At 68.0% G+C, this 19,229-nt stretch carries 15 protein-coding genes and 1 pseudogene; 6 read left to right on the forward strand and 10 right to left on the reverse strand.

Translation table 11 applies throughout. The features are described 5' to 3' along the window. Positions 1-52: 52 nt before the first annotated feature. From MTR62_RS06180 to smpB, 4 genes are read right to left on the reverse strand one after another with little or no spacing between them, the layout of a single operon-like run. A complete protein-coding gene (locus MTR62_RS06180; RefSeq protein ID WP_244018121.1) occupies positions 53-2,464 on the reverse strand; it encodes a hybrid sensor histidine kinase/response regulator in 2,412 nt (803 codons plus the stop codon). A 44-nt stretch (positions 2,465-2,508) separates the two neighbouring features. Further along, positions 2,509-3,141, reverse strand: coding sequence for a DUF2062 domain-containing protein (locus MTR62_RS06185; protein ID WP_244018061.1), 633 nt, complete (start codon positions 3,139-3,141; stop codon positions 2,509-2,511). After that, the gene (locus tag MTR62_RS06190) at positions 3,138-3,848 is read right to left on the reverse strand and encodes a DUF2062 domain-containing protein (protein ID WP_244018062.1); all 711 of its coding nucleotides are present in this window, start codon (positions 3,846-3,848) and stop codon (positions 3,138-3,140) included. The genes MTR62_RS06185 and MTR62_RS06190 overlap by 4 nt, the downstream gene beginning before the upstream one ends. After that, positions 3,845-4,327, reverse strand: coding sequence for an SsrA-binding protein SmpB (gene smpB, locus MTR62_RS06195; protein ID WP_244018064.1), 483 nt, complete (start codon positions 4,325-4,327; stop codon positions 3,845-3,847). Before smpB ends, MTR62_RS06190 begins: the two co-directional genes overlap by 4 nt. 302 nt (positions 4,328-4,629) lie before the next feature. Between smpB and MTR62_RS06200 the strand changes: the two genes are divergently transcribed. Further along, positions 4,630-6,618, forward strand: coding sequence for an alpha/beta hydrolase family protein (locus tag MTR62_RS06200; protein WP_244018066.1), 1,989 nt, complete (start codon positions 4,630-4,632; stop codon positions 6,616-6,618). Between the two features lie 57 nt (positions 6,619-6,675). Here the strand turns inward: MTR62_RS06200 and dapA are convergent, their stop codons facing one another. Next, entirely contained in the window at positions 6,676-7,560 is an 885-nt protein-coding gene (gene dapA / locus MTR62_RS06205; protein WP_244018068.1) for a 4-hydroxy-tetrahydrodipicolinate synthase, read from the reverse strand. Positions 7,561-7,661: 101 nt separating this feature from the next. Here dapA and MTR62_RS06210 point away from each other — a divergent pair, with 101 nt between their 5' ends. Continuing rightward, complete coding sequence (locus MTR62_RS06210; RefSeq protein WP_244018070.1) at positions 7,662-9,626, forward strand: lytic transglycosylase domain-containing protein; 1,965 nt, start codon at positions 7,662-7,664, stop codon at positions 9,624-9,626. A gap of 51 nt (positions 9,627-9,677) precedes the next feature. On the opposite strand, the gene MTR62_RS06215 is transcribed toward MTR62_RS06210, so the two are convergent. Continuing rightward, complete coding sequence (locus tag MTR62_RS06215; protein ID WP_244018072.1) at positions 9,678-11,066, reverse strand: glycoside hydrolase family 27 protein; 1,389 nt, start codon at positions 11,064-11,066, stop codon at positions 9,678-9,680. 140 nt (positions 11,067-11,206) lie between these two features. On the opposite strand from MTR62_RS06215, the gene greB reads away from it, so the two are divergent. Genes greB through MTR62_RS06230 form a run of 3 tightly spaced genes read left to right on the forward strand, consistent with a single transcriptional unit; the run spans position 11,207 to position 12,814 of the window. Continuing rightward, the gene (gene greB, locus MTR62_RS06220) at positions 11,207-11,695 is read left to right on the forward strand and encodes a transcription elongation factor GreB (RefSeq protein WP_244018074.1); all 489 of its coding nucleotides are present in this window, start codon (positions 11,207-11,209) and stop codon (positions 11,693-11,695) included. Next, positions 11,656-12,240, forward strand: coding sequence for a TPM domain-containing protein (locus MTR62_RS06225; protein ID WP_244018076.1), 585 nt, complete (start codon positions 11,656-11,658; stop codon positions 12,238-12,240). Before greB ends, MTR62_RS06225 begins: the two co-directional genes overlap by 40 nt. Positions 12,241-12,295: 55 nt before the next feature. Beyond that, positions 12,296-12,814 carry a hypothetical protein gene (locus tag MTR62_RS06230; RefSeq protein WP_244018078.1) on the forward strand — a complete coding sequence of 173 codons (519 nt, stop codon included), beginning with the start codon at positions 12,296-12,298 and terminating at the stop codon, positions 12,812-12,814. A 128-nt stretch (positions 12,815-12,942) separates the two neighbouring features. Here MTR62_RS06230 and MTR62_RS06235 read toward each other — a convergent pair whose 3' ends face one another. Continuing rightward, positions 12,943-13,614, reverse strand: a complete 672-nt coding sequence (locus MTR62_RS06235) for an outer membrane protein (RefSeq protein WP_244018080.1) — start codon at positions 13,612-13,614, stop codon at positions 12,943-12,945. Between the two features lie 255 nt (positions 13,615-13,869). Between MTR62_RS06235 and rlmN the strand changes: the two genes are divergently transcribed. Further along, positions 13,870-15,195 (forward strand): 23S rRNA (adenine(2503)-C(2))-methyltransferase RlmN, encoded by a 1,326-nt coding sequence (rlmN, locus tag MTR62_RS06240; protein ID WP_244018082.1) that lies wholly within the window; start codon positions 13,870-13,872, stop codon positions 15,193-15,195. A 65-nt stretch (positions 15,196-15,260) separates the two neighbouring features. Here rlmN and MTR62_RS06245 read toward each other — a convergent pair. The 3 genes and pseudogenes from MTR62_RS06245 to paoA all read right to left on the reverse strand — a co-directional run bounded on the left by MTR62_RS06245 (position 15,261) and on the right by paoA (position 19,148). Then, positions 15,261-17,542: pseudogene (locus MTR62_RS06245) on the reverse strand (molybdopterin cofactor-binding domain-containing protein). Next, a complete protein-coding gene (locus MTR62_RS06250) occupies positions 17,539-18,495 on the reverse strand; it encodes an FAD binding domain-containing protein (protein ID WP_244018084.1) in 957 nt (318 codons plus the stop codon). Before MTR62_RS06250 ends, MTR62_RS06245 begins: the two are co-directional and overlap by 4 nt. Next, positions 18,492-19,148, reverse strand: a complete 657-nt coding sequence (gene paoA, locus MTR62_RS06255) for an aldehyde dehydrogenase iron-sulfur subunit PaoA (RefSeq protein ID WP_244018086.1) — start codon at positions 19,146-19,148, stop codon at positions 18,492-18,494. The genes MTR62_RS06250 and paoA overlap by 4 nt, the downstream gene beginning before the upstream one ends. Positions 19,149-19,229 lie beyond the last annotated feature (81 nt).

A 19,229-nucleotide genomic window follows, 5' to 3' on the forward strand; every position in this document is an offset into this window, starting at 1 on the left:
TCACGCCGAGTCGCCCGTGGCCCGCTTTCCACAGTTTCGAGCCAGCGGCCGCCTACTGCGCGGTCTGGGCCAGCACGTCGCCCACCTTCTCGGAGAGCTGCTGGACCGAGAACGGCTTGGGCATGAACCAGGCGTTGGCCAGCCCGATCTCCTTGCGCAACTGCTCCTCGGCGTAGCCGGACATGAACAGCACCGGCATCCCCGGCACAATCCGCCGGATCGCGCGCGCCATGCCGGGGCCATCGAGGCTGGGCATGACGACATCGGACACCACCAGATCGAAGCCGCCTCCCGCCGCCACGCTTTCCTCGACGATCGCGAGGCCATCCTCGCCATCCTCGGCGCAAGTCACTTCGTAACCCTGCCGCACCAGCGCGCGTTCGGCGATGATCCGCACGGTGACTTCGTCCTCGACCAGCAGGATACGCCCGCCGCCCGCCCACTGGCTGGGCTGCGCCTCGACGATCGGCGCGGCGGGGCGCTCCTCCACGCTGCCCGGCGCGGCGTGGTGGACCGGCAGGTAGACGATGAAACGCGTCCCCTTGCCCAGTTCGCTCTCGGCGAAAATGAACCCGCCCGACTGCTTGACGATGCCATAGACCGTCGAGAGACCAAGCCCGGTGCCCTTGCCCTGCTCCTTGGTGGTGAAGAACGGCTCGAAGATCTTGCCCAGCACGTCCGGCGCAATGCCGCCGCCGGTATCCTCGACGATCAGCGCGGTGTAATCGCCCGCAGGCACGATCTCGCTGCGCATCGCGCGCACGTCGGTGGTGAGCACCTTGCGGGTGGAAAGCGTCAGCTTGCCCGAACCGTCGCCGCGCCCCTGCATCGCATCGCGCGCGTTGACGCACAGGTTCACGATGACCTGTTCGAGCTGGGTCGGGTCAGCGCGCACGGGGCCAAGGTCGCGGTCGTGCTTGACCACCAGCTCGATCCGCTCACCGATCAGGCGGCGCAGCATCTGCGAGACATCGGCCACCACGTCGGGCAGCTGGATCACTTCGGGGCGCAGTGTCTGCTGCCGCGAGAACGCGAGCAGCTGGCGCGTGAGCGAGGCGGCGCGGTTCGAATTGGCGCGGATCTGCTGGATGTCGTCATAATCCGAATCGCCCGGCGTATGGCGCATCAGCATGAGATCGCAGGTGCCCAGGATCGCGGTCAGCACGTTGTTGAAATCGTGCGCGACACCGCCCGCCAGCTGGCCCACCGCCTGCATCTTGGTGGCCTGCGCGACCTGGCGCTTGAGCCGCGTCTCCTCGGACGTATCGGTCAGCCCCAGCAGCACCGCCGCATCGCCCAGACCGCGTACACCGGCAAGGCTGAGCGAGACGGGATCGTCCGAAATCGCCGAAAGGCGCACCGCGATGTCGCCCGCCGTGGCCGGGCCTTGCGCAAAGCGGCGGATCGCTTCGGACAAGGCGCGCTTGTCCTCGCGCACGACGAGATCGGTGGGGTAGGTCGGCGGCTCCTGCCCTTCACGCCCGGCGGCGCGCATGAAAGCCGGGTTGGCGAACAGCAGGCGCCCGTCGCGATCGGCCATGGCGAGGCCGAGCGGAAGCTGGCCGAGCAGCGCCTCGAGGTGCGGCGCGGCGGCGCTGCCTCCCGCGTTGGCGCCGATCCCCTGCGCCGCGCTCATCACCAGCATGAGCGTGGGGGCGGCTTCGGGGTCGCCGGCGTCCGGCTGGTCGGGATCGACGAGCGGCACCGGGTAGATCACCAGCGGCTCACCCCCGCCGCCATCGCGCGCCCAGCCGATACAGGCGTTTTCATCGCGCGCGAGCAGTTCGACGAAATCGCTCCCCGCGACATCGCCTTCGGCAAGACCGCTGGCGCGTTCGCAAAACGCCTCGCTCGCCGCACGGATCGAGCCATCGGGCTCGACCAGCGCAGCCAGGATCCCGGCGCGGGCGAGGCCACGCCCCAGTGGCCCGGTCAGCCGGGAGACCAGTTCGTCGAGCGAATCGGCGGCGGCGAGCGGGGCGAAAGTCCAGATCAGGAAATCGTCTCCGCGCCCGGCGCGGCGCACCCCGACACTCCAGCGCAGGGGCACCGTTCCGGCCGGCGCCGCGATCTCGCACGTGGCCTGGCCATCACGCAGGGCCAGCCGCGTGGCGCTTGCCAGACGGTCCTGCGAGGCGGCATCGAGGCCAAGCGAGGGCGGCGCGGCGACCACCCCGAAGGTGGCCTCGAAACGCGCGTTGGCACAGGTCAGACGGCCAGCCCGGTCGGTGATCGCAATGCCCATATCCTCGCGCTCGATCGCGGCGACGGTTACCGACCAGTCCGGCGGAGCGTAATCGGGCGCGACGGCATCGGGACGGCGGCGCGCGAAGAACCAGGCCAGCGCACCAAGCCCGATCAGCGTGCCGCCGAAAATAGCCGTCAGCACGCGATCGTCGGTCAGCGCCCAGACCAGCGCCAGACTGGCCAGCAGGGCAAGCACCACGGCCAGTCCATCGGTCATCGGCCGGCGCACGGCGAAAGGCTCTGTGTCCTGCGACCCGTTGTTCACCCGTCCTGCCCCGTCCTTTCCACGGCGTTTCCAGCCGCAGCGCCCGCTCCCGAAGCGCCAACCGCCGAAGCGCCGCGTATCGGGCGCGCACGCCGTTCGCGGTGCTTGTGGCCGATCCAGAAGCGCCAGACCCAGCCCGCGACGAAATAGCCCAGCACCGCGCTGACCACCGCAAGCACCACGAAGCCGATCGCCGCCTGCCCGGCCGAATGGGCAAACCAGTTGACGTCGCTCCAGAACACGTCGGCGTTACCGGCCGTCTGGACGACCTCCTGCGCGCTGTCGGGGCGCAGGAAGAAATGGCCGACGCGATTGGCCACGACAAACCAGAAAGGCAAGGTGAAGGGATTGGTGACGAAGGTCAGCAAGGCCGCAACGGCAACGTTCGCGCGCGCGGGGAAAGCCAGCAGGCACGCCAGGAAGATCTGCCCCAGCGGCACGATGAACGCGGCGAACAGGCCAAGCGCCACTCCGCGCGGCACCGAGCGGCGCGTGAAACGCCACAGCTCGGGACTGAGCGCACGCCCCGCGACGGGCGCAAGCCACTTGTTGCGCGCCACGTCCTCACGGCTGGGCATGCGCTTGTGCAGGGCCAGGGAAAGGCGATGAAGGAGCGCGCCGAGCGTCATGCCACGCGCCCATGGCCGGGACGATGCCACGGCGCGCCGGGCGCCGCGCAGCCCCCCTGATCAGGGTCCACCGGATCATCGCCGCCGGGGCTGTCGCCGGGGTTGCTATTGCTCACCCCGCCAGTCGCCAGGGTTGCCGCCTGCCCGCCGTCCACATCAAACGGCCGGTCGCGGCGGCGGCGCGCCTTGCCCGCGATACGCAGGCGCCACAGCCCTGCGGCCAGGAAATAGCCAAACACCGTGGCGACCACCGCCTGTACGAAGAGGCCGAGCACGATCGCCGGGGCGGTGTCGGAAACGATCCACACGCTCCACTGCGCCAGCCCGGCGCCGCTGTCGATCAGCGTGGTCACCGTGGCGATATCCGCGTGAAAGCCGAACAGGTTCCCGATCGAGACCGCCAGCGGCAGGATGACGAGCAGCGTGGTCAGGGGATTGCTGATGAAGGTCATCGCCACGGCGAGCGGGATATTACCGCGAAACGGCACACACAGGAGCGCCGAGCCGACGATCTGGACGCCGGGAACAAGCGCGAAGATGCCGATGAACAGACCCGCCGCGACGCCGCGCGGAACCGAGCGCCGGGTAAAGCGAAACAGCTCCCCGCGCCGGGCCAGCGGCGCGGTGAAACGATTTGCCTCGATCTGCTGATGGGTTGGCATCTGCCGGTGAAACCAGCGCGCCAGGCGCCCGAAGGCCGTGGTCATCCGTGTTCTCGCAAAAGCCGGCCCTGTTCGCGCTTCCAGTCACGCTCCTTGACCGTCTGGCGCTTGTCGGCCGCATTCTTACCCTTGGCAAGCGCCAATTCGACCTTCGCCCGGCCCCGTCCGTTGAAGTAGACGGACAGCGGGACGAGCGTCATGCCCTTGCGTTCGACCGCCCCTTGCAGGCGCGAAATCTCGCGCTCGTGGAGCAGCAGCTTGCGCGGGCGCTTGGGCTCGTGGTTGAAGCGGTTGCCGTGGCTGAATTCGGGAACGTTGGCGTTGATCAGCCAGCATTCGCCGCCGCTGATCTCGGCGTAGGATTCGGCGATCGACCCCTCACCGAAGCGCAGCGATTTCACTTCGGTTCCGGTCAGCGCGATTCCCGCCTCGAACTTCTCCTCGATGTGATAGTCGAAGCGAGCCCGGCGGTTTTCGGCGACGGTCTTGGTCTTTTCGAAAGTTGTGCGTTGCGGACGTGCCATGATGATGGGGCATGTAGTGATGCGCGAGGCAAAAGGAAACGGGAGAAACCGACGAGACGCCTTATAGCGTCGATCCGTTTAAAACCGGTGACCGGAGACCTGGTTGGCGCCCCCAAGGCGCCAGCGCCCGTTCCCCCTGCCGCAGCCCCGTGCCGCCCCCCCCCCGAGCCGGCGCCCAGCTGCGTGACGCAGAACACGGCTTTCAAATTAAATATATGTATCTGATTGAAAAACGAGTGACACATTACGGCAACACGGCTTAACCCGTGGAACTCGCAAGACGATTTACAGGGGGACAATTCGTGATCCGAACTTGCCTGACGCGCGCAGGTCTCGCGCGCCTGGTTCCGGCCGTGGCCTTGATGCTGGCCGCCACGCCCGGCCATGCGGCCGCGGCGAAATCCGAAAGCGCGCAGGCGCCCACGCTTTCGGCCTACGGCGAACTGCCTGGCGTCGTCGACTTCGCGCTCTCGCCCGACGGCACCAAGCTGGCCTCGGTGCGCAACGTCAAGAACGAGTTGTGGCTGATCGTCGTGGGCACCGATGGCACGGGCTACGTAAGGGCCTCGCTTGGCGCGGCCAAAGTGCGCGCGGTCGGCTGGGCGGACAACAACACGGTAACGCTCACCAAGTCGGACACCGTACCGGCCGGATTCGGCTTTACCGCCGCCAAGTACGAACTGACCGGGACCGTCCTGATCCCGCTCGACGGGACCGGAGAAAAGGGGCTGGTGTTCAGCCGCAACAACGACATCATGAACACCACGCGCGGCTTCTACGGCGTGCGCACGATCGACGGGCGTAGCGTGGGCTATTACGGCGGCATCGCGCTCGACACCTCGGCGATGAGCGGCAACCCCACCTTCCGCCACGGCCGCCCCTATCTCTACGCGGTCGACATCCAGACCAACCGTCCGCGCGTGGTCGCCCGCGCCGCGAGCGAGGACCACTGGCGCGACTGGCTGGTCGACGCGGCGGGCGCGGTCGCGGTGATGATCGACGTCGACGAGACCAACGGCGTGTGGCGGATCGAGAACGCCAGAGGTCAGGCATTGACCCGCGGCAAGGACAAGGTCAACGGCGCGAGCCTGATCTGCTTCAACCACGACGGCACCGGCGTGATCTTCGAACTAACCGACGAGGACGGCAAGAGCCACTGGTACGAAGTCCCGCTGGCTGGCGGCACCCCGTCCGAATTCCTCGAAGGGGTGGACGTCGAGCGTCTCTACATCGATCGCACCAGCAACCTCCTGCTGGGCTACCGCAAGATGGGCGAGAAGCCCGAGACGGTGATGTACGACCCGGTGCTCCAGGCCAAGCTCGCAATGATCTTCCGCGCCTTTCCGGACCGCAACGTGCGGCTGATGGACTGGACCGGGAACTTCAACCAAGTAGTCCTGCGCACCGATGGCAACAAGGACAGCGGGACGTGGTTCTTCGTCGATGTGCCCGGCCGCCGCGCCGATCCGGTGGGCGATGAACACGCCGCCATCCCCGCGAGCGAAGTCGGCGCGATCTCCGAGGTGGACTACGCCGCACAGGACGGCCTCAAGCTCGACGGCGTGCTCACCCTGCCTCCAGGCCGCGAAGCCAAGGGGCTCCCGCTCGTCGTGCTCCCCCACGGGGGGCCGCACGCCGCCGACGAGGTCGGTTTCGACTGGTGGGCACAGGCCTTCGCCTCGCGCGGGTACGCGGTGTTCCAGCCCAATTTCCGCGGCTCGACCGGGCGCGGAGACAGCTTTCGCAACGCGGGCAAGGGCGAATGGGGCCGCAAGATGCAGACCGACATTTCGGACGGCGTGGCCGAACTGGTCACGCGCGGCCTGGTCGATCCCAGGCGCGCCTGCATCGTGGGTGCGAGCTACGGCGGTTACGCGGCGCTTGCGGGCGTCACCTTGCAGCACGGGCTCTACCGCTGCGCGGTCTCGGTCGCGGGCGTGGCCGACGTCGGGCTGATGTACCGCACCGACGTGCAGGAAAGCGGGGGCTCGAACATGACCCGCGCCTGGCTGCGCGAGGACCTGGGCGACCCGCGCGGCTTCGATGCGATCTCGCCGCGCGCGTTCGCCGCCAGCGCCGACGCGCCGATCCTGCTGATCCACGGCAAGGACGACACCGTCGTCCCCTTCAAGCAGAGCCTGGTCATGGCCGATGCGCTCAAGGACGCGGGCAAGCCTTACGAGATGGTCGTGCTCAAGCAGGAGGACCACTGGCTCTCGCGCTCGGAAACCCGCCAGCAGATGCTCGAGGCCGCGGTCGCCTTCGTCGAGAAGAACAACCCGGCCAAGTAAGCCCGATCACGCCTCTCCCGCCCCGCGCCAGCGCGCCGGGGCGGGAGAACGAAAGGATCAGAGCAGCCCGGCGTGGACCAGCGCTTCGTCGACGGCGGCGCGGGCCTTGTCGTTGCAGGGCACCAGCGGCAGGCGCAGCTCGTTCTCGATCCAGTCGTGGACTTGCGCCAGCGCGTACTTGCACGGACCCGGCGAGGAATCCTCGAACATCGCGTAGTGCAGCGGGTAGAGCTTGTCGTTCAGCTCGCGCGCACGGGCGAAATCGTTCGCCGCACAGGCCGCCTGGAACTCGGCGCAGAGCGCGGGCGCGACGTTCGCCGTCACCGAGATGCAACCCATTCCGCCCGCCGCGTTGAACGGCAGCGCCAGCTCGTCGTCGCCCGAGAGCATGCAGAAGCCCTCGCGGCCGATCCCCATGCGGTGGTCGGTCACACGGCTCAGGTCGCCGCTGGCGTCCTTGATGCCGATGATCTTGTCGGGATAACGCCTGGCCAGCTCGCACACGGTCTCGGGCTGAAGATCGCTCACCGTGCGCCCCGGAACGTTGTAGAGCAGGATCGGAAGTTCGGCGTTTTCAGCAAGGTAGGCAAAATGCGCGAACATCCCCTGCTGGCTCGGCTTGTTGTAGTAGGGCACCACCACCAGCGCCGCGTCGGCGCCGCACTTCTTGGAGAAATTCATGTGGAGAAGTGCGTTCTTGGTATCGTTGCTGCCGCAGCCCGCGATGACCGGCACGCGGCCCGCCGCCTGCTCGATGCAGACTTCGATCACGCGGTGGTGCTCGGCGTTGGAAAGCGTGGAATTCTCCCCCGTCGTGCCGCACGGCACCAGCGCCGAGGACCCGCTGTCGATCTGCCAGTCAACCAGCCGACGGAACGCCGCTTCATCGAAGGCACCGTCCCGAAACGGTGTGACAAGCGCCGGAATGGAACCCGAGAACATGGACTTTAACCCCTAGTGATGCGCAAATACGGTCCGGTACGGGAACCTGCCCCGGCGCCGAGCCTTACCTTTCTGCGCCTGATAAGGAGCCTCCATCCAAGATGTCCAGTACGTTGCGCTTTTCCTCTCTTGCCGCGATGGCCGCAAGCATGGCCTTCGCGCTGCCCGCAATGGCGCAAGACAGCCATGATTGGGACCTTGCGCGGGCCCGGCAGGCGCAGACCATGGACGTGGGCGTGCACCAGTCGATCGACACCTGGAGCCGTCTGGTGGCCAGCGACCGACTCGACTTCGCCACTTACTCGGGCTTCCTGCTGACCTATCCCGGCTATCCGCAAGAGGAGAAGATTCGCCGCTACGCCGAAAAGGCGATGCTGCGCGAATCGCCCCCGCCGCAAACCGTGATCGCCTTCTTCGACCGCTTCCCCCCGCTCACCAACGAAGCGGCCGGGCGCTACGCCACCGCGCTCGCCGCGGTGCGTCGGTTCGACGCGCTCGACAAGGCGCGTACCGCCTGGCGCGGCGGCGACCTGACCGAAAACGCCGAGAACACGCTGCTCTCGCTCGACCAGGGGGTGTTCACCCAGGACGACAACGATGCGCGCATGGACGCGCTGCTCTGGCAGGGCGAGACCGATCAGGCCGAACGCCAGATCTCCTTCGTCTCGCCCGCCCGGCGCGCGGTGTTCATGGAGCGCCTCTCGCTGCTCCAGGGTTCGCCGCCCGGATCGCTTGGCCTGCAACTGCCCGGCGATGTCGCGACCGATCCCGGCTACGCCTTCAACCGCGCCAACCAGGCGCGCCGCAGCGGCAACCTGCCCGCAGCGATCGCCTTCCTGACCAACCGTCCCAAGCTGCGCGCGCCCGTCCCCAGGCCCGAAGCCTGGGTGCGCGAACTGCTGGCCGCCGCGCGCGGCGCGGGACCATCGGACGCGGTGCAGATCGCCGCCTCGATCGACGATGCCTTTGCGCCGGGCACCGACATCAGCCAGTTGTCCTATCGCCTGCGCGACGATTACACCTCGCTCGTCTGGCTGGGCGGGACCACCGCGCTGTGGACGCTCGACGCGCCGCAGCGGGCCGCGCCGCTGTTCTACCGCTACGGCGCCGCCGCGCAGACGCCGGGGACACGCTCCAAGGGCTTCTACTGGGCCGGGCGCGCGCTCGCCATCGGCGGGGACAGCGCAGGCGCACGGCGCTATTTCGAAATGGCCGCGCAGTACCCGCACTACTTCTATGGCCAGCTCGCGCTCGAGCGGCTCGGCCGCCCGCTGCCCGATCTCGACACCCGCCCCTCGGCGGTGCCCACCCCGGCGCAGCGCGCGGCGTTCAACGCCCGCCCGCTCACCCGCGCGGTGCGCGACGTGGCGGTCAGCGCCGACTGGCGTACCGGCATCCAGTTCTTCCGCGAAATCGCCGACCAGGCCCAGACCGAGACCGATCACGTCCTCGTCGCCGACCTTGCGCGCGAAATCGGACGGCGCGACCTGGCGGTCATCCTGGGCCAGAGCGCGCACGCCGATGGCTACGGCGATTTCGGCAGGATCGCCTTCCCCACGATGCCCGTGCCCGAGGGTTCGGACTGGACCATGGCGCACGCCCTCACCCGCCAGGAAAGCCAGTTCGCGCAGAACGCGATCAGCCATGCGGGCGCGCGCGGGCTGATGCAGCTCATGCCTGCGACCGCGCAGGAAATGGCCACCAAGCTCGGCGTTGGCTACTCGACCTCGGCGCTGATCGACGATCCGGCCTACAACATTCGCCTGGGCACCGGCTATTTCGAACGCATGCTCGCCTACTTCGACGGCTCGCGCCCGCTCGCCATCGCGGCCTATAACGCGGGCGCGGGCAACGTGAACAAGTGGCTGCGCGCCAACGGCGACCCGCGTACGGGCAGCGTCGAGTGGGTCGACTGGATTGAGCGTATCCCGTTCTACGAGACCAAGAACTACGTCATGCGCGTGCTGGAAAACGCCACCGTCTACGACGCCATGTACCCCGAGAAAGCCGAATTGCGCAGCCCCAACCTGCTCAGCAAGCTGATGGGCAAGCGCACGCCGGGCTGAAGCCGGGAGGGACCGGCGATCACCCGGCCCCGCGCCGGTACCCGCCCCGTTTCAGGCCCGCGGGGTGAGTGTGTAGAGCGCCGCGCCATGCGCCGGCAGTTCGACAGAAACCGCTTGCCCGGCTAGGCCCAGATCGCGCCGCGCCCAGGCATCGCGTAGCGACCAGGCCCCGTTCGCCCCGATCGCGGCGAGCGGTACACGCACCGTGCGCGCGGTATCGACGGTGTTGAACAGCGCGAGGTGACGCGCCTTGCCGTCCGCCCCTCGCGCGCTCCACACCCGCGTCTCGTCGGCGAGGAAGTGGGGGCAATTGCCCGTGCTTGCCTGGTTCACGGCGAGCACTTCGGGATTGGTCAGCAGCGCCAGCGTCGCCGCGTCGAGATGGCGCAGATCCCCGCCCATGATCAGCGGCGAGCGCGCGATCGCCCACAGCGTCATCAAGGTGCGCTGTTCGTCGGGCGTAAAATGCGTGTCGCGATCGCCGAGCGCGAGCCGGCCCAGCGGCAACATGTCGGCATCGGGCCAGGAGCCCGGCCCCATCCAGGCGTTCCAGTTTTCCAGCCGCGTGAACTGCGCGGCGAGCATTTTCCAATCGTCCCAGAAATCGTCCGAGATGCGCCACATCTGCGCGTGGCGGCGGACATGTTCGGCCCGCGGTACCGGGGTTTCGCCCGGCGAGAGGCTGAGCACGATCGGCCGTCCGCAGCGCGCGATCGCCCGCGCCGCCGCCTCGATCTCGGGCGCGTGGGCATCGTAGGGGCGGCTCATGTCGTCCATCTTGACGAAATCGACGCCCCACGCGGCGTAGAGCCGGAACAGCCCGTCGTAGTAGTCCTGCGCGCCGGGCCGGGTCATGTCGACGCCGACCATGTCCGGATTCCACGAACAGATGCTCGCGGTATCGGCGATGTCCCGCGCGGTATAGGGCGTGCCCTCGATCGGCAGGTCGCGCTCGACCGCGTGGCGCGCGATCCCGCGCATGACATGGATGCCGAACTTGAGCCCGAGCGCGTGGACTTTCGCCGCCAGCGGCGCGAAGCCGCGCCCGCCTTGCGCCGAGGGAAAGCGGTTGGGCGCGGGCACCAGCCGGGCGTGCGCGTCGAGCGCGGGGACCGGGTGCGGGTTGTAGGTGTAGCTCGAAGCGTCAGGCTCGTACCACTGGATGTCGACGGTCAGCACGTCGTAACCGAAGGGCAGCAGCTTTTCGGCCATGATCGCTGCGGTTTCGAGCGTCTGCGCCTCGGTAATGGTCCCGGCAAAGCTGTTCCAGCTGTTCCACCCCATCGGCGGGCGCGGGGCGAGCGTTGCGTTCGGTGCGCCTGCCGCCCTGGTCTGCTCGGCACGCGCCCCCTCGGCCCCTGCGATCAGCGGCAGCGCCGCCAGCCCGGCCGCCGCCTGCATCGCCCGCCGGCGCGACAGCGCGTTCGTCTTCCCATCCATGGCTCGCATCCTCCATCCCGCTTATCCAACGTGCTCCATTCCCTTTTGTCCGACTAATAACCCCCGCACAACCCACCGCTGCGTGCCGATCGCGGCGAAGGCGGCTTGGCCGGACCCCGTGCGCTGCCTATGAAGGGCCGATGACACCTGCTGGCCCTCCCATCACCCCCGCCGGAATGGCGGCCCTTCGCGCGCGCTATGACCATCTTCTGGGCAAGGAGCGTCCCGAAATCGTCGAGATCGTCTCCTGGGCGGCGGGCAACGGCGACCGTTCGGAGAACGGCGACTATCTCTATGGCCGCAAGCGCATGCGCGAAATCGACCGCGAACTGGGCTACCTGGCCCGCCGGATAAAGAAAGTCCGCGTGATCGACCCCGCGCAGCAGGTCGAGCGCGGCAAGGTCTTCTTCGGCGCCACCGTCGAACTTGCCGACGAGGACGACGAACGCATGGTCGTGACCATCGTGGGCGACGACGAACAGGACGCGAGTGCGGGCAAGATCGGCTGGAGCGCGCCACTCAGCAAGGCGCTGCGCGGCGCGGCCATCGGCGATTTGCGCGTCGTGCGCCTGCCTTCGGGGGAGAAGGAATGGGAAGTGATGACCGTGCGCTATCCCGAAGCGCGGTGATCGTGCGCCGTCTTGCGCGCGCTCTTGCGACAGGGCTGCTGCTGGCCACGCTGGGCGCACTTCCCGCCTGCGGGCGAACCGCCAGCAAGCCGGAGGCGAGCCGCACCACAGCGTCCGCGCCATCGGCAAGCGATACGCTGGTCCTTCACGGACGAGTAAACGATGCGGCGAATGCGCTCGCTCCCGAAAGCGAAGCGCGGCTCGATGCCCAGCTTGCCGCGCTTGAGCAGCGCACCGGCCACCAGATGGTCATCGCTACCACGCCAAGCCTCGGCGGCGAGCCGATCGCACGCTATTCGCTCGCCCTCGCCCGGCGCTGGAAAATCGGGCGCAAGGGCATCGACGACGGCGTCCTGATCGTGCTCGCCCCGCAGGATCGCACGGTGCGTATCGAGGTCGGCTATGGTCTCGAAAAGGCGCTGCCCGATGCGCTGTGCGCGCGAATCATCCAGCAGGACATGCTCGGAGCGTTCCGCCGGGAAGACTACGCTGCCGGGCTCGAGGCGGGGATCGGCGCGCGGATTGCCCACCTTCCGGCGGATTGACGCGCGCCCTGCCCGCTTCCCCCGCACGCCAAATCATGCCAGGAGCACCGCTGCCATGGTCGCGATCGCATCCGTTTTCCGCACTCTCTCCCCCGTTTGCCTCGCCGCGCTCTGCACGCTGAGCGCAGGGGCCGCCTCGGCGCGCGAAAGCCTTGGCCTCTATGAACAGTGGGGCGCCTTTCGCGATCCAATCGTGCCGCGCTGCTACGCCATCGCCGAACCGGCACCAAGCGCGCTCTGGCGCGATTACCAGCCCTTTGCCGCCATCGGCACCTGGCCCCGGCGCGACCGGCGCAACCAGCTGCATTTTCGCGTCTCGCGCAAGATGGCGCCGGACACCACGATCACCCTGCGCATCGGTCCGCAGCGCTTCACGCTCATCGGCGGCGGCGGCGATGCCTGGCCCGCCAGCGATACCGACAACGCCGCGATCACCGCCGCGATGCGCTCGGCCAGCGAGATGACGCTTTACGCCACGGGCGCGCGCGGCGGGCGCTTCTCGAACACCTGGCAACTGGCGGGCGCGGCTTCCGCGATGGACGCTGCGCTGCTGGGCTGCGCCAGCCAGCGCTGAGGGGACGCTGCGCTGCTGGGCTGCGCCAGCCAGCGCTGAGGGCCCACATCCGCACGCGAAAAGGGCGGGAGCCGCATGGCCCCCGCCCCCTTTTCTTCTCCGCGTTCAATGTCGCAAGCGCGCCGCGATCAGAAGCGCACGCCCACGCCCGCCATGATCTGGTGGCGATCGAGGTCGAGATCGAAGCGCGAGCTGTCGGGAATGTCACCGGTGTAGTCCACCTCGCCGCGCGAGTAGTTCGAATAGCGGTATTCGAGCTTGGCGAACGTGTTGTGGGTGATCGCCTGCTCGACGCCCGCGCCGATGCGCCAGCCGTCGGCATCGATGTCACGCCCGTACATGGTGCCATCGTACTGGTTGTTCACGTCGAACTTGGCGTTGGTGTAGCCGCCCTTGACGTAGAGCATCGTCTTGGGGCTGACGATGTAGCCCGCCCGCGCGCCGATGTAGAGGTCGCGGTTGGTCTTCACGTTGCCGATGCCGAAGCCTTCGAAGTCGCCATCGTTGAAGGTGGTCTTGGCGGTCGACCAGGACACTTCGGCCTCGGGACCGACGACGAAGCGGTCACCGACCTTGAAGTCGTAGCCCGCACCCACGCCGTAGGTGAAGCCGTCGATCGACTGGTCGTTGGGAACCGAGGAATCATCGTCGACGCTGCTGCCCGCCTCGGTGATGTCGTAGCCGCCCAGCGCTTCGACGTGGAACCCCTCGAAGGGACCGACGGGGCCGACGTCCTGCGCTAGCGCCGGAGTGGCGAGAGCCGCCGAACCGGCCGCAAGAGTGAACAGGATGGTCTTCATAATCAAACTCCAGACTTGTTCTTGGGTGCAGGTTGCGACCCGCATGGACCCCCTCAATTCGCGAAGAGATCGGGGAGTTTCATGAATGTAAGACAACGAAATCATTGATGTTTTTATGTCACACAAATGAGATGGAGTGGCTCACGGGCGCGGTGGATTCCCGGAACGAAACCGCCCCTTGCGGCATTCGCGCGAGCGCTGCGTGCGCGGGTATCTTCCGTTGACGCGCGAAATCGATTATAGGGCGGTGCAATCATGACAGACACGAATTCACTGCCTGCCGCCGGGATCATGACGATCCCCGGCCACGACGAGCCCCTGCCGGTTCCCCGCCCGACGCTGGTCGACGGGGTGACGCCGCGCGCCGATGGCCGCACCGACCTCATCGGCCTGCCCAAGAAACGCATCGCCGAGCTGTTCGAAGACGCCGGGCTCGACGCCAAGGCGGCCAAGCTGCGCGCCAAGCAGGTCTACCACTGGCTCTACCACCGCGGCATGACCGAATTCGAAGCGATGACCGACATCGCCAAGACCATGCGTCCCTGGCTCGCCGAACGCTTCGTGATCGGCCGCCCCGAAATCGTCGAGGCCCAGCATTCGAGCGACGGCACCCGCAAGTGGCTGCTGCGCACGGCGGACAACCACGATTTCGAAATGGTGTTCATCCCCGATGCCGACCGCGGCACGCTGTGCGTGTCCTCGCAGGTGGGTTGCACGCTCAACTGCCGGTTCTGCCACACCGGCACGATGCGGCTGGTGCGCAACCTTACCGTGGGCGAGATCGTCGGCCAGGTCATGCTCGCGCGCGACGCGCTGGGCGAATGGCCCAAGAGCGCATCCGACACGCGGCTTGCCACCATGGCCGGTCTCGACGAGGACGAAGAAGAAGGCTCCTACTCGGCCGACGGGCGCCTGCTCACCAACATCGTGATGATGGGCATGGGTGAGCCGCTCTACAATTTCGACAACGTGCGCGATGCCCTGAAGCTGGTCATGGACGGCGATGGCCTCGCGCTGTCGCGCCGGCGCATCACGCTCTCGACCTCGGGCGTGATCCCGCAGATCGAGCGGTGCGGCAAGGAAATCAGCGTCAACCTTGCGGTCTCGCTCCACGCAGTGACCAAGCAAGTGCGCGACGAGATCGTGCCTATCAACAAGAAGTACGGCATCGAGGAGCTGCTCCAGGCCCTCGCTGACTATCCCGGCGCGAGCAACGCACGGCGCATCACCTTCGAATACGTGATGCTCAAGGACAAGAACGACAGCGACGAGGACGCGCGCGAGCTTGTCCGCCTGCTCAAGAAGTACAAGCTGCCCGCCAAGGTGAACCTCATCCCGTTCAACCCCTGGCCGGGCGCCGCCTACGAATGCTCGACACCCGATCGCATCCGCTCGTTCTCGAACATCGTCTTCGAAGCGGGCATTTCGGCCCCCGTACGCACCCCGCGTGGGCGCGACATCGATGCCGCCTGCGGCCAGCTCAAGACTTCGGCCAAGAAGATGAGCCGCGCCGAGATCGACCGTCTCTACGCTGAAAAGGACAAGGACGCCGAAGCCGAGATCGCCGCTCCGGCCCCGTAAGACTGTCGAGAGTTCGGAGAGCCCGAGGGCAGTCGCCCTCGGAACCCGCCCTAATTTCTCTGCCCCTAGACCGGCGGCAGCTTGTCGAGGTACTTGTCGAGCGTGATCGGGTAGTTGCGCACGCGCACCCCGGTTGCGTTGTAGAACGCGTTGGCGATCGCCGCACCCACCCCGCACAGGCCCAGTTCGCCCACCCCCTTGGCCTTCATCGGCGAAGCGATCGGGTCGAGCGTGTCGAGGAAGATCACCTCCTGGTGCGGCACGTCGGCGTGGACCGGCACTTCGTATCCGGCAAGATCGTGGTTGACGAAAAAGCCGAGCCGGGTGTCGACCGCCAGTTCCTCGGTCAGCGCCGCGCCCAGCCCCATCGTCATCGCCCCGATCACCTGGCTGCGCGCCGAGATCGGGTTGAGGATGCGCCCCGCCTCGCACACCGCCAGCATCCGGCGCACCGCGGTTTCCCCGGTATAGGCATCGACCGCGATCTCCACAAAGTGCGCCGCGAAAGTCGATTGCTGGTAGGTCTGGTCGAGATCGCCGTATTCGAGCGTGTCCTCCACGACCAGTTCCCCCCCGCCTGCCGCCGCGCCGAGCGGGTAGCTGCGGTTGCCCGCGCGCACTTCGCCATCAAGGAAATCAGACCTTTCGGGATCGAGCCCGAGCTTGTGCGCCACCGCCGCGCGCAGCTTGACGCAGGCGGCGTAGACGCTCGAGGTGGAATTGGCCGCGCCCCATTGGCCGCCCGAGCCGGGCCCTGCGGGATGATCGGAATCGCCCAGCGTGACCGAAACCGCCGAGAGTGGCAGCCCCATCACCTCGGCCGCCGTCTGCGCGAGGATGGTGTAGGTCCCCGTGCCGATGTCGGTCATGTCGGTCTCGACCGTCAGGCGCCCTTCGCNGCCGTCTGCGCGAGGATGGTGTAGGTCCCCGTGCCGATGTCGGTCATGTCGGTCTCGACCGTCAGGCGCCCTTCGCCCGAGAGCCGCACGCGCGCCGAAGAGGTGCGCGGGATCGAATTGCGAAAGCCCACGGCCATGCCCTGCCCGACCAGCCAGCGCCCCTCGCGCCGGGCACCGGGCACGCGGTTGCGCCCCTCCCACCCGAACGCCTGCGCCCCGGTTTCGAGGCATTCGACGAGCTTGCGGCTCGAATAGCGCCGCTCGGGGTTTTCCGGGTCCACCCCGGTGTCGTTGGCGATGCGCAGCGCGATCGGGTCGATGCCCAGCTTTTCCGCCAATTCATCCATCGCCCCTTCGAGCGCCATCAGTCCCGGCGCTTCGCCAGGAGCCCGCATCGAGGCGCCTTCGGGCAGGTCGAGCGTGGCGAGACGGTGCGCGGTGTAGCGGTTGGGCGCGGCGTAGAGCAGCCGGCTCTGCGCCACCGCGCCCTCGCCCTCGCCGCCCGGCAGGTTGCCCGAAGTGCTGACGTGCGAGAACGCGGTCAGCCGCCCGTCGCGCTCGGCTCCCAGCCGCAGGCGCTGGATCGTCGCGTGGCGGTGGGTGGTGTTGTTGAAGATCAGCGCGCGGGTCAGCATGATCTTGACCGGGCGGCGCACCGTGCGCGCACCGAGCGCGGCCAGCACCGCATCGGCGCGCAGGAACAGCTTGCCGCCGAAACCACCCCCCAGATAGGGGCAGTCGACCCGCACGTTGGCCTCCTCGATCCCCAGCACCTCGGCGATCGACTGCTTGGTCCAGGCGATCATCTGGTTCGATGTCCACAAGGTCAGCTTCTCGCCCTGCCACGCGGCCATCGTCGCGTGGGGCTCCATCATCGCGTGGCTTTCATCGGGCGTGGAGTAGGTCACGTCGAGCGTGACCGGCGCACGCGCGAAGGCCGCATCGAAATCGCCGCGCGCGCTGACGTCCGGCGCGCCTTGGCCGGTGGTCTCGAACGGGGCGGTATCGGCCACGGCGCCAAGATCGTAATGGCCCTCCATCCGTTCGTAGGCGACCTGCACGAAGGCGGCCGCCGCGCGCGCCTGTTCGAAGCTCTCGGCCACCACCAGCGCAACCGCCTGGTGGTAGTGGTGAACCTCGTCCCCGCCGAACAAGACCGTAGCGTTGCCGATGCCCAGCGCCAGCGGCTCGCGCTCGGTGCTGGTCAGGATCGTGACGACGCCGGGCTGCGCCTCGGCCTCAGCCAGATCGAAAGACACGATGCGCCCCTTGGCAATGCTCGCGCCGACCACGTAGCCGACCAGCGGATCGGCGATGATGTCGTGCCGTTCATAGGCGTAGGGCGCCTGTCCCGTGACCTTGAGCGGACCATCGATGCGCGGGGTAGGCTGGCCTACCACGCGCTGGCGATCGATCAGCGTATCGCCTGCGGGCTGGGTGAACTTCATGCGACCTCTCCCTTCGCCTCAGCCACAACGCCGGCCAGCGTGCGCGCGACGAGTTCCACCTTGAACGCATTCTGCGCGGTGGTGCGCGCGCCTTGCGTCAACAGACGGGCCGCCTCGGCCGCATCGGGCAAGGCCGCGTCCGCCTCGGCCACACGCCAGGGGCGCGGCGCCACGCCGCCGACCGCAAAGCGCCCGCACCCTTCGCCATCGAGCACGGCGGCGACCGAGACGAGCGCAAAGGCATAGGAGCGCCGGTCGCGCACCTTGTGATAGAGATGCGCGCCGCCAAGCGGTGCGGGCAGAACCACCGCCGTAATCACCTCGCCCGGTTCGAGCGCGGTCTCGATGTGCGGGGTATCGCCCCACAGGCGGTGGAAATCGGCAATCGGGATCGTGCGCAAGGTGCCGTCGGCGCGCACCGTCTCGACCACGGCGTCGAGCACCCGCAGCGCCACCGCCATGTCGCCGGGATAGGTTGCGATGCAGTGCTCGCTCACCCCCAGGATGCCGAGCTGGCGGCTCACCCCGCCGACCGCCGGGCATCCACTGCCGGGGCGGCGCTTGTTGCAGGGCTGATCGGTGTCGTAGAAATAGGAACAGCGCGTGCGCTGGAGCAGGTTGCCCGCCGTCGTCGCCTTGTTGCGCAGCTGGCCCGAGGCCCCGGCGACGATCGCGCGGGCGAGCAGCGCGTAATCGCGCTTGATCCGCGGATCGCTGGCGAGCGCGGTGTTGCTGACCATCGCCCCGATGCGAAGGCCGCCTTCATCGGTTTCCGCGATCACGCCAAGCCCGGTGCGCGTCACGTCGATCAGGTGGAGCGGGGCTTCGATCTCGAGCTTCATGAGGTCGAGCAGGTTGGTGCCACCCGCGATGAACGTCGCGCCCGGACGGCGCGCGGCGGCCTCAGCGGCCTCGAGCGCCGTCCCGACGCGTTCGTAGGTGAACGGCCTCATGCGCGCTCTCCCGCGGCGGCTTCGGCCATGGCTTGCGCAATGTTCGAATAGGCGCCGCAGCGACAGATGTTGCCGCTCATGCGCTCGCGCATTTCAAGGTTGCTCGGCTCCATCGCCGCGGTCAGATCGCCGGTCACGTGGCTCGGCACGCCAGCCGCAATTTCCTGGAGCACCGACACCGCCGAACAGATCTGCCCCGGCGTGCAATAGCCGCACTGGTAGCCGTCGTGCTTCACGAAAGCCGCCTGCATCGGGTGCAGGTCCTCGGGCGTCCCCAGCCCCTCGATCGTCGTCACCGTATCGCCCTCGTGCATGATCGCGAGCGAGAGGCAGGCGTTGATCCGCGCCCCGTTGACGATGACCGTGCACGCCCCGCACTGGCCCTGATCGCACCCCTTCTTGGTCCCGGTGAGGTGGAGATGCTCGCGCAGCGCGTCGAGCAACGTGGTGCGGGTATCGAGCGTCAGGTCGCACGGCTCGCCGTTCAGGGTGAAAGCCACCCGCGCGGTCTCGACGCGGCGCGCGACGGCCTGGGCTGGCGCCGCCAGCCCCACACCCAAGGCTCCGGAAGCGACCCCTGCGGCGGTGCTGGCCAGGACACCGCGGCGCGACAGCGCAAAAGGATCGGTTTCGGGAGTTGCGGGTTTGGTCATGACGAACGGGGTTCCTCGGGATTTCGGGGATCGGCCGGGCTTGGCCACGCGGCACGACACCGCGCGCAGGTGCGGCGATCA

This window comes from Novosphingobium organovorum, from assembly GCF_022832435.1.
GTDB classification, from domain to species: Bacteria; Pseudomonadota; Alphaproteobacteria; order Sphingomonadales; family Sphingomonadaceae; genus Novosphingobium; species Novosphingobium organovorum.